The following is a 10,524-nucleotide window of genomic DNA, read 5'->3' on the forward strand; positions in this document are numbered from 1 at the left end:
TCCTCACGCCGTGCGGCGCGTGCGCGCCACGTCCGGGGCCTGCGCGGCCCCCTCGTCGGCGGCCGGCGTGTACCCGCGGTACCGCAGAGCCTGCACCACCACGCTCAGGACCACCATGTCGTAGACGACCCACACGATGTTCACTGCGGTGCCGACCCACCAGGACAGCCCGAGCGCCGCGCGGACGATGCCGATCACGACGGACACCCCGAGCAGCACCATCGCGAGCAGCTGCGGCCACACCAGGCGCCACTGGCTGGGCGCGCCGTCGGGCCGCACCTTGGGGGTCACGGCGAACCCGAGCGGCCGCTTGAACCACACGTTCGCGGCGGCGGTCCACACGGCCTTGATCCACACCGGGAACAGCGCCAGCGCGTACTGCTGGCCGCGCCACGTCTTCACGCCGCGCGCCGCCACCAGGAACAGCAGCTGGCTCGCGAGGAAGAACGGGATGAACCGCGCGAAGAAGTCGACGGTCCACGCGGTCACCGGCAGCACCCCGAAGCACAGGAAGATGATCGGGGCGGCGAGGTAGACCAGCGCGGCGAAGCCCGACAGGTACGACCACATCGTGGCGAAGTACATGAGCTTCTGGCCGACGCTCAGCCCCCGGACGCCCAGCGGGTTCTCCTTGAGCATCACCTGCATGGTGCCCTGGGCCCAGCGCAGGCGCTGGGTCATCATCGTGCCGAGGTCCTCCGGCGCCAGCCCGTGCGCGAGGCTCTCGTGGTGGTAGACGGTCCGCCAGCCGAGCGAGTGCAGCCGCATCGCGGTGGCCATGTCCTCCGTGACGGACAGCGTCGCGACGGGCATGACGGCCTGCGCCTCGCCGGAGCGGTCCACGTCGACGGCCCGCAGCAGCGCCTGGACCGACTCGATCGCCCCGAGCGGGGACCACTCGCGGTCCGCCAGGCGGGCGAGCGCGGGCTCGTCGACCACGACGGCCCCGATCTGGTCGTCCCGCGCGATCGGCAGCGCCGCGATGGCCGCGAGGTCCGCCTGGATGCTCGCGACGTCCTGGGCGACCACCGAGGCCGAGATCGCGTCCACCTGCCGCTGGAACCCGTAGGTCACGTCGGACAGCGGCTCCCCGGCGTCGAGCGCGCCCAGCGCCTGCGCCGCGGCCTCCTGGACCTCGTGCAGCACCGCCGCCTGGGTCGCGTCCGGCGCGTCGCGCTGCGCCCGGGCCAGCAGCCGGCGCGACGCGTGCAGCGCCTCCCGCACCGACCGCTCGGTCTCGCGGACGTAGCCGACCAGGCCGAGCTGCATCAGGGCGTCCCGGCGCAGGACCGCGTTGGAGCCGCAGAAGAACGCCGCGTTCCAGCCGTCCTTGCCCTGCTGGATGGGGCCGTAGAACAGCGGCGCCTGGCTGCCGAGCGGGTCGGCCTCTCCCACGTTCGTGAAGAACTGCGGGGTCTGCACGAGCGCCACGCGGTCGTCCTCGAAGTACCCGAGGGTGCGGTCGAGGATCTGCGGCTCGGGGATCTGGTCCGCGTCGAGGATGAGCAGGAACTCGCCGTCCGTGACGAACAGGGCGTTGTTGAGGTTGCCCGCCTTGGCGTGCCGCGGCCGGTCGGTCCAGTCCTCGGACCGCTCGATGTACCCCACGCCCGCGGCCTGCGCCGCGGCCGCGAGGTCGGGCCGCGACCCGTCGTCGAGCACCCACGTGCGGTGCGGGTACCGGATGTCGCGCGCTGCCACGGCGGTCCGCATGACCAGCTCGACCGGCTCGTCGTACGTCGTGACGAACACGTCCACGGTGAGGTCCGGCGCGGGCGCCGGCGGCTCCGGGCGACGGCGCGCGCGCCACATCGTCATCCCGAACAGGCACACGTCGAGGAACGAGTACGTCTCGGCGACGACCAGCGGCACCGCGATCCACCACGCCGACCAGTTCACCGACTCCAGCCAGCGCCAGGCGATGTAGTTCACGCCCAGGAGCAGCGTGATCGTCACGACCACCCGGAGCACCAGCTGCTGCCTCATCGGCCCTCCCCCCGCACCCTGCCGACCTCGCCCACGCCCGTGGTCCTCATGCCTCACCCCCGCGGCGTGACCCTACCCACACGGGACCTGACGTGCGCGGCGGCGCCCGGCGCGCGAATCCACCCGCCTGACGGGTCAAGGACGGTCACGGGATGCCGATCAGACCCCCGTGACAGGGACCAGCCGGGCGACGGCGCCACCGCTGCTCGCCGTCGCGGGCGCCGGGCTCGTGGCGCACGCCCTGCTGCCGGCCGGCACCGGGCGCGACGTCGTCTACGTGGCGGTGGGCGTCGCCGCCGCGGTGACCCTGGCGCGTGCCGCACGGCGCGTCACCGGGCCGCAGCGGGGCGCGTGGCAGCTGCTCGCCCTCGGCGTGGTCGCGTGGGTGCTCGGCGACACGATCTGGACCGTGATCGAGCGCGGGCTCGGGCTCGACCCGTTCCCCTCGGTCGCCGACGTCGCGTACGTCGCGTCCTACCCTCTGCTCGCGGCGGGGCTGGTGCGCGCGTTCCCCGCGCCCCCGGGCCGCCGGCCGGTCTGGCTGCTCGACGCCTTCATGGTCGCCAGCGGCGGGCTGCTGATGCTGTGGGTGCTGGTGCTCAACCCCGCGCTGACCGGGTTCGCCGAGGCGCCGCTCGCGACGCTGGTCGGCGCCGCGTACCCCGTCGGCGACGCGGTGCTCCTGGTCGTGCTGGCCCGGTCGTTCGCCGCGGTCGGCGCGTGGTCGCGCGCGCACCAGCTCACGTCGCTGTCCGTCCTGGTGATCATGGTCGCGGACGTGCTGTACCAGCTCGGTGCGTACTGGCCGGCGATCGGCGGCCGCGCCTACCTGCTCGACACGCTCTGGCTGCTCGGCTACGTGCTGCTCGCGGCGGCGGCCCGGCACCCGTCGGCAGCAGCCGTCGTGTCGCCCCGGCCGACCGGCGAGCTGACCGGGGTGCACATCGCCTTCCTGTCCGCGTCGGTGGCGGTGCTCCCCGGGACGCTGCTCGTCGAGGCACTGCGCGGCGGGGACCTGCACCTGGTCGAGGTGTGCTCGGTCGGGATCGCGCTGATGGTGGCGTTCATGACCCGGTTCGGCGGCCTGGTGCGGGAGATGCACCGGCAGCACGCCCGGCTGGAGCACCTGGCCGTCACGGACCCGCTGACGGGGCTGGCGAGCTCGGTCGGCCTCGCGGTCCGCGTCGAGCAGCCGGCGTCGGAGGCCCCGGACGGCACCGTGCCCGCCCTGCTGCTGGTCTCGCTCGACGGGTACCGCGACGTCGTGGAGACCCTCGGCTACGGCGTCGGGGACGACCTGCTGCGCTCGGTCGCGGCGGCCGTCGCCGCGGACGCGGAGCCCGGGGCGACCGTCGGGCGGATGGGCCGGGACGTCTTCGGCGTGGCGCTCGACGTCACCGGGCCGGACGAGGCCGAGGCGTGCGCGCTGCGGCTGCTGGAGACGCTGCGCGCGCCCCTGCCGGTCCGCGGCATGGACCTGACCGCCGGTGCGCTCGTCGGCGTCGCGGTCGCCACTGCCCGGCCCGCCGGCTCCGACGGCCTGGTGGCCCGCGCCGACGCCGCCCTGTCCGTGGCGCGGCGGGTGCCCGAGCGGGTCGCGCTGGACCGGACCGGCGGGTGCGACTCCTCCGGGACCGCCCTGCCCGAGGCCGACCTGCTGCGGGGCCTCGCCGACGGGGTCGCCCGCGGGGAGCTCGTCGTGCACTACCAGCCGGTCGTCGGGGTGCGCGGTGGCGTGGTCGCCGGCGCCGAGGCGCTGGTCCGGTGGCAGCACCCCGAGCACGGGCTGCTCGGGCCCGTCGCGTTCGTGCCCGCCGCCGAGCGCACTGGCCTGGTCCGCCCCGTCACGCTGTTCGTGCTGGACGCCGCGCTCGAGCAGTGCGCGCGGTGGCGGTCCGCCGGGGCGCCGTCGTTCGCGGTCTCGGTGAACGTCTCGGCGCACGACCTGGACGACCCGCGCCTGGTGGCCGACGTGCGGGACGCGCTCGCCCGGCACGGCCTGCCGGCGGACGCCCTCGGCCTCGAGGTCACCGAGACCATGGCCATGCGGGACGGCGTCCAGGCCGAGCGCACCCTGCGGGCGCTGGCCGACCTCGGGGTGCACCTCGCGGTCGACGACTACGGCGTCGGCTACGGCTCGCTCGACTACCTGCGCCGCCTGCCGTTCACGGTGCTGAAGGTGGACCGGGCGTTCGTCGCGCCCGCGCTGGAGGACCGGGTGTGCGCCGAGATCCTGCGCTCGACGGTCGACCTCGGGCACGCGCTGGGCATGCAGGTGGTCGCGGAGGGCGTCGAGGACCCCCGGACGCTCGCGCTGCTGCGGGACCTCGGGTGCGACGCCGCCCAGGGCTGGGCGCTCGGGCGGCCGGAGCCGGCGGCGGCGATGGACGCGCGGCTGGCGGCCGGACGGCAGCGCGGCGTGGTCGAGCCCCGGACCGGCGAGCCGACCGCGAGCGCCGCGAGCACCCGCGCCTGACCCTCAGGCGACCTGCGGCGCCGGACGCCGCGCCCGCCCCGACGCCCTGCGTCGCCCTACGGACCGGTACCACTGCGCGCACAGCAGCACGGTCAGCGCGACGTGCGCCGCGTCGCCGCCGTAGGACATGAGCACCGCGGCGGCCTCGGCGTCCGCGACGACCATCCCGGCGGGCGGCCGCGCGTACAGCGACGTCGCGATCACCCGGTGCGCCGCGACGCCGAACACGAGGACGGCGAGCCGGGTCCGGAAGCCAGGGCGGTGCGGCGCGGGGTCCGGGCCCACCAGCGCCGCGGTCAGCAGGCAGCCCGACGCCAGCACGTGCCCGAGCACCAGGGCGTGCACCGCCGGGTCGGCGAGCACCCGCCCGAGCAGCCGCGTGCGGTACAGCACGACGAGCGAGCCCACGCTGAGCACGGTGGCGGTCACGGGGTGCGAGACGAGGCGGGCGGGTGCGCTGCGCAGCAGCCGGGCGAGCTGCCGGGCGCGCTCGACGTCGAGGGTCCGCAGGGCGAGCGTCACGGGCGCGGCGCCGACCAGCAGCAGCGGTGCCAGCATGCCGACCACCAGGTGGGCGGCCATGTGGGCGACGAAGGGCCGTCCGCCCGGCGCCGGTACCGCCACCGCCCCGAGCACGAGCAGCACCCCGCCCACCCAGGCGGCGGTGCGGCCGGCCGGCCACGGGCGACCCCGGCGGCGCTCCTGCACGGCGGCCGCGAGGTACGCCGCGAGCGCCGCCGCGAACGGCAGCAGCACCGCGGCCGCGACGCCCGCTCCTCCGTGCGCGTGCACGTCAGCCCGCCGCCGGGCGCCGCGCCGCCACGACGGTCAGGGCCACGCCGACGGCGAGCACCGCCAGCCCGCCGAGGTTCCACGCGAGGTCGTAGGGCAGCAGCTCGACGTCGTACCGGACCTGGTGCACCCGCAGCACCTTGTGGTCCACGACGCCGTCCCACAGCTGGAACAGCCCGGCACCCACCCCGAGCCCCGCGCCGGCGACCCGGCCGTCCACCCCGCCGGTCCGCCGCGCGTCGAGCAGCAGGAACACCCCGGCCACCGCCGCGACGAGCTCGAACGCGTGCAGCAGCCCGTCGGTCAGGAGGCCGACCCGGAGGGTCGAGCCGTCGTAGAAGTGGTGCCAGCCCAGCAGCTGGTGGAACACGATCTCGTCCACGGCGGCCATCGCCGCGACGCCGAGCAGGAACGCGCCCCAGAAGGTCCGGTCGCGCAGCACCGCGCGCGTCCCCCGCTGGGCCGCAGGTCGTCCGTCCGTCATCGCTCCGCCCCTCCCGGAGTCGGCCGGCCTCACCTGCTCGGGGCCGTCCGGCGACGCTAGCGCGGGGCGCCCCGGCGGGCTCGTCGGGCGGCCGCCGGACGAGCGGCACTGTCGTTTAGTAGACGCTTCAAGTATTGTCGCGGGACCGACCGGCGCCCCCGCGCCGTGCCGCACCAGCCGAGGAGACCCCCATGCCCGACCGCCGACCCACCGCGGCCGAGCGCCAGGCCCGCCTGGCCGCCGTCCGAGCCGAGCAGCGCGCCAAGGAGCGGCGCCGCGCGATCACGATCGGCTCGATCGCCGGGGCCGTCGTCCTCGTGCTCGTGGGCGTCGCCGCCTGGGTGCTGATCGGCGCCGGCCGCCAGGCCGCCGACCTCGAGGCGCAGGCCGAGCAGGAGATCGACGGCGTCGAGGCGTTCGACGGCCTCACCTTCAACCACGTGACCACCTCCGTCGACTACCCGCAGAGCCCGCCCGCCGGCGGCGACCACAACGCCGCGTGGCTGAACTGCGGCGTCTACAGCGAGCCGGTGCCGGACGAGAACGCCGTGCACTCCCTCGAGCACGGCGCCGTGTGGATCACCTACGACCCCGAGCTCCCCGCGGACCAGGTCGCGACGCTCGAGGCCATGGCCGCGAACCAGTCGTACGTGCTGGTCTCGCCCTACGAGGGCCTCGACTCCGCCGTCGCGGTCAGCGCCTGGGGCTACCAGCTGAAGGTCGACTCCGCGGACGACGAGCGCCTGCCGGTGTTCGTGCAGAAGTACCTGCTCAACCCGGAGCTCGCCGAGGTCGGCGCCCCCTGCTCGAACGGCGTGGGCACCCCCGCGTGACCTCACCCGCCGCGCCGGACGCCCCGGAGGGCTCCGTCGACGCGGGCTTCGCCCGGGACATGCAGGCGCACCACGCGCAGGCCGTCGAGCTGGCCGTCCTGGTCCGGGACCGCAGCACCGACGAGGAGGTCCGCACCGTGGCCCTCGACATCCTGCTGACCCAGCAGAACCAGATCGGGCAGATGGCCGGCTGGCTGTCGACGTGGGGGCTGCCCGCCGCGGGGTCCGACGTCCCCATGGCGTGGATGGCCGGCGGCCACGCGCACGAGAGCGCCGCGGCGGACCCGGGCGCGACCGGGTACGCCGCGATGCCCGGCTGGGTGTCCCGGGAGGACCTGGCCCGGCTCACGGCAGCGAGCGGCACGGAGGCCGACCGGCTCTTCCTGCAGCTGATGCTCCCGCACCACGAGGGCGGCGTGCAGATGGCGCAGTACGCCGTCGAGCACGCCCGCCGGCCGCAGGTCGTCGCCCTGGCGCGCACGATCGTCACGTCCCAGGAGCGCGAGATCACCGCCCTGCAGGACATGCTCGCCGCCCGGGGCGGCCCGGTCGACGTCTCCTGACCCGCGTCAGGCGTCGTCGCGGGCCCGCAGCTCCAGGCTGATCTGGTCGGCGTCGAGCACCTTCAGGGCCTCCGTGAGAGCGCCGGAGCTCGCCGTCCCCAGGTCCCGCACCCGCAGCAGGGCGGTGCGCTGGGCGTCCAGCATGGCCATCCGCAGGTCCCGCAGCTGGGCCTCCACGGAGGTCCGGTCCCGGTCGGCGTCGTCGTCGCTCTCCACCTGCAGCTTCTGCCGGGCCGCGATGCGCCGGGCGCGGTCCAGCACCACGTCGTCGTAGGCGCTGCCGTCCGGCCGGCGCAGGTCCGGCCGCTCCAGCAGCTCGACGGCCGCGCGGGTCATCTCGCTGCCGAGCCGGTCGACGTCGGCCCGGTCGTCCGCACCGTCCCGGGACAGGCCCAGCACGCGGACCAGCCAGGCGAGCGTCCCGCCCTGGACCAGCAGCGTCCCGGCGGCGACGGTGAACGCGACCAGGACGAGCAGCGCGCGGTGCGGGGTGTCGTGCGGCAGCGACTGCGCCGCGGCCAGCGTGACCACGCCGCGCATCCCGGCCCACACCAGCACCGCGCCCTCGCGGGGGCCCAGCGGCTCGGCCTGCAGGTAGTCGATGTCCGCGATGCGCCGGGTGATGCGGGTGCGCAGGCGCACGCGGCGGTGCTCCGGTGAGTCGTCGCCCCTGGCACCCGGCGGCCGGCCGGGCAGGTGCAGCTGCGCGAGCTCCTCCCGGCCCAGGCCGTCCAGGGCGTCCGCCCGGTCGTTGATCGCCGACAGGTACCCGCGCACGGTGACGCCGCGGCGCGCGCGGCGGGACAGCGTGGTCAGCAGGAACGCGACGTAGCCGGTGCGGACCACCAGCACCACCGCGGCGGCGAGCACCCCGAGCCAGAACGCCCGCCACAGGCTGCCGTGCTCGTCCAGGACCTCCACGACCAGGCCGTACAGCTCCAGCCCCATGAGCAGGAACACCGCGCCCTCGAGCAGCAGCTCCAGCGTGCGCCAGTTCGCGGCCTCGGCGATCCGGTCCTGCGGCCGCAGCCGCACGCTCCCCGCCCCGGACACCAGCCCGGCGGCGACCGTGGCGACCAGCCCGGACGCGTCGAGGTGCTCGGCCGGGATGTAGGCCACGAACGGGACGATGAACGAGATGGCCGTCGTCAGGTGCGGGTCCGCGATCCTGGACCGGACCAGCAGGCTGACCTTCCCCACCACCGCACCGATCGCGACGGCCACCACGACGGCGAACGCGAAGTCCCCCGCCACCTCCCAGAGGGTCACGGAGGCGGCCGTCGCGGCGATCGCCGACCGCAGCAGCACGAGGGCGGACGCGTCGTTCAGCAGGCTCTCCCCCTCCAGCACCGTCACGACCCGCGGGCTGACGCCGGACCGGCGCACGATCGAGGTCGCCACCGCGTCCGTCGGGCTGATGACCGCGCCCAGCGCGATGCCCGTCGCCAGGGAGATGTCGGGGATCAGCCACGAGAACAGCACCCCGAGCGCGAGCGACGTGGCCACGACCAGCAGCACGGACAGCCCGCTGATCGCCGTGAGGTCGCGCCGGAAGTCCATCGTCGGCATCGAGACGGAGGTCGCGTACAGCAGGGGCGGCAGCACCACGCCGAGGATCCACTCCGGCTCGATCTCCACCGCCGGCACCGCGGGGACCAGGCTGATGAGGACGCCGAGCGCCACGAGCAGCAGGGGTGCGGCGACGCCCACGCGCGGGGCCAGCGCGGTGACGCCCACGACGGCGACGGCCGCGACCACCCCGATCATCAGCAGGTCCATGCGCGCCCCTCCGCCCGTCCGTGGCCCGTCCCGTACCGCTCGCACGGTCATCCGGCCGGGTCGAGGTTACGTCGACCGGCCGGACTGCGGCTTAATGAGACTGAGTATCAGTTGTGTTAGCGTCGGCACATGACCTTCACGACCCGCCCCCGACCGCGCCACGCCGCGGCCCTCGGCCTCGGCCTGTCCGTCACCCTCCTCGCCGCCTGCGCGCAGCCCGGTGCCACGCAGCCCGCGGCGACGCAGGAGCCCGCGACCGCCGCCCCTGCCGAGGCCGCGACCGTCACCCCGCGCCTCGTCCTCACCTACGACGGCGGCATCCAGGTGCTCGACGCGACCTCCCTCGAGGTCGTCGAGGACCTGCCGCTCGACGGCTTCAACCGCCTCAACCCCGCAGGCGACGGCCGGCACGTCCTCGTGTCCACCACCGGCGGTTTCCAGGTGCTCGACGCCGGCACCTGGACCGAGCCCCACGGCGACCACACGCACTCCTACACGAGCGACCCCGTGCTGACCGACGTCACGTGGCCCGCGGAGAAGCCCGGCCACGCCGTCCCGCACGAGGGCCGCACCGCCCTGTTCGACGACGGCACCGGCACGATCACCGTCGTGGCCTCGGGCGAGCTCGCCGACCCCGACGCCGAGGTCCGCGAGATCACGACGCCCTCCGCGCACCACGGCGTCGCGGTCGCACTCGCCGACGGCCGGCTGGTCGTCTCCGAGGGCACCGAGGACGCCCGCACCGGCATCCGCGTGCTCGACGCCGACGGCACCGAGATCGCCGCGTCCGACGCGTGCCCCGGCGTGCACGGCGAGGCCGTCGCCGCCGACGAGGCCGTGGTCATCGGCTGCGAGGACGGTGCCGTGGTCTACGCCGGCGGCACCATCACCAAGGTCGCGGCGCCCGACGCCTACGGCCGCATCGGCAACCAGGCCGGCACCGAGGCGTCCCCGATCGTGCTGGGCGACTACAAGTCCGACCCCGACGCCGAGCTCGAGCGCCCGACCCGCGTCTCGCTGATCGACACCCGCACCGCCGGCCTGCGCCTCGTGGACCTGCCCGCGTCGTACACGTTCCGGTCGCTGGGCCGCGGCGAGGACGGGGAGGCCCTGGTGCTCGGCACCGACGGCGCCCTGCACGTCATCGACCCCGAGGCGGGCACGCTCGTGCGGTCCATCCCGGTGATCGACGCCTGGGAGGAGCCCGACGAGTGGCAGTCCCCGCGGCCGACGCTCACCGTCCTGGACGGCTCCGCGTACGTGACGGACCCCGCCACGAGCTCGGTGCACGCGGTCGACATCGCCTCCGGCGAGGTGTGGCGCACCGCCACGCTCGACGTCACCCCGAACGAGCTCACGGGCGTCACGGGCGACGTCGACGAGCACGCCGGCCACGACGAGCACGACCACGCGGACGAGGACCACGGCACGGACGACTGACCCCCGCCACCCACCCGTCCCCCCACCCGTCTCTTATACAATCTCCGAGCCCACGAGACGCTACGCCATCTCGCATGCCGTCTTCTGCTTGAAAAAAAAAAAAAAAGAAATATAACTTGCTGCGCTTTCTGCCGCTCCTACGTACTTTGCACACTGCCTCGCACGCCGTCA

8 protein-coding genes are annotated in these 10,524 nt (G+C 75.1%); 4 read left to right on the forward strand and 4 right to left on the reverse strand.

Features of this window, described 5'->3' with window-relative positions; genetic code table 11:
- Positions 1-3: 3 nt before the first annotated feature.
- A complete protein-coding gene (locus tag KJP73_RS12810; protein WP_213283253.1) occupies positions 4-1,986 on the reverse strand; it encodes a glycosyltransferase family 2 protein in 1,983 nt (660 codons plus the stop codon).
- A 169-nt stretch (positions 1,987-2,155) separates the two neighbouring features.
- Between KJP73_RS12810 and KJP73_RS12815 the strand changes: the two genes are divergently transcribed.
- Entirely contained in the window at positions 2,156-4,462 is a 2,307-nt protein-coding gene (locus KJP73_RS12815; RefSeq protein WP_213283254.1) for a putative bifunctional diguanylate cyclase/phosphodiesterase, read from the forward strand.
- Between the two features lie 3 nt (positions 4,463-4,465).
- Here the strand turns inward: KJP73_RS12815 and KJP73_RS12820 are convergent, their stop codons facing one another.
- Entirely contained in the window at positions 4,466-5,254 is a 789-nt protein-coding gene (locus tag KJP73_RS12820) for a cytochrome c oxidase assembly protein (protein ID WP_213283255.1), read from the reverse strand.
- Between the two features lies 1 nt (position 5,255).
- Positions 5,256-5,738 carry a DUF2243 domain-containing protein gene (locus tag KJP73_RS12825; RefSeq protein ID WP_213283256.1) on the reverse strand — a complete coding sequence of 161 codons (483 nt, stop codon included), beginning with the start codon at positions 5,736-5,738 and terminating at the stop codon, positions 5,256-5,258.
- 191 nt (positions 5,739-5,929) lie between these two features.
- Here KJP73_RS12825 and KJP73_RS12830 point away from each other — a divergent pair, with 191 nt between their 5' ends.
- Positions 5,930-6,571, forward strand: coding sequence for a DUF3105 domain-containing protein (locus KJP73_RS12830; RefSeq protein WP_213283257.1), 642 nt, complete (start codon positions 5,930-5,932; stop codon positions 6,569-6,571).
- A complete protein-coding gene (locus KJP73_RS12835) occupies positions 6,568-7,134 on the forward strand; it encodes a DUF305 domain-containing protein (RefSeq protein WP_249669359.1) in 567 nt (188 codons plus the stop codon). The genes KJP73_RS12830 and KJP73_RS12835 overlap by 4 nt, the downstream gene beginning before the upstream one ends.
- 6 nt (positions 7,135-7,140) lie before the next feature.
- Here KJP73_RS12835 and KJP73_RS12840 read toward each other — a convergent pair whose 3' ends face one another.
- Entirely contained in the window at positions 7,141-8,913 is a 1,773-nt protein-coding gene (locus tag KJP73_RS12840; protein ID WP_213283258.1) for a cation:proton antiporter, read from the reverse strand.
- A 129-nt stretch (positions 8,914-9,042) separates the two neighbouring features.
- On the opposite strand from KJP73_RS12840, the gene aztD reads away from it, so the two are divergent.
- On the forward strand, positions 9,043-10,353 hold the full coding sequence (gene aztD, locus KJP73_RS12845; protein WP_213283259.1) for a zinc metallochaperone AztD: 1,311 nt from the start codon (positions 9,043-9,045) through the stop codon (positions 10,351-10,353).
- Positions 10,354-10,524: the final 171 nt, after the last annotated feature.

This window comes from Cellulomonas hominis, from assembly GCF_901521055.1.
GTDB classification, from domain to species: domain Bacteria; phylum Actinomycetota; class Actinomycetes; order Actinomycetales; family Cellulomonadaceae; genus Cellulomonas; species Cellulomonas endometrii.

What these genes read in the sequence shown, in the direction of transcription:
- KJP73_RS12825 (WP_213283256.1), bottom strand. Translation starts at nt 5,738, where the DNA reads ATGACGGACGGACGACCTGCGGCCCAGCGGGGGACGCGCGCGGTGCTG.
- KJP73_RS12830 (WP_213283257.1), top strand. Translation starts at nt 5,930, where the DNA reads ATGCCCGACCGCCGACCCACCGCGGCCGAGCGCCAGGCCCGCCTGGCC.
- aztD (WP_213283259.1), top strand. Translation starts at nt 9,043, where the DNA reads ATGACCTTCACGACCCGCCCCCGACCGCGCCACGCCGCGGCCCTCGGC.
- KJP73_RS12810 (WP_213283253.1), bottom strand. Translation starts at nt 1,986, where the DNA reads ATGAGGCAGCAGCTGGTGCTCCGGGTGGTCGTGACGATCACGCTGCTC.
- KJP73_RS12840 (WP_213283258.1), bottom strand. Translation starts at nt 8,913, where the DNA reads ATGGACCTGCTGATGATCGGGGTGGTCGCGGCCGTCGCCGTCGTGGGC.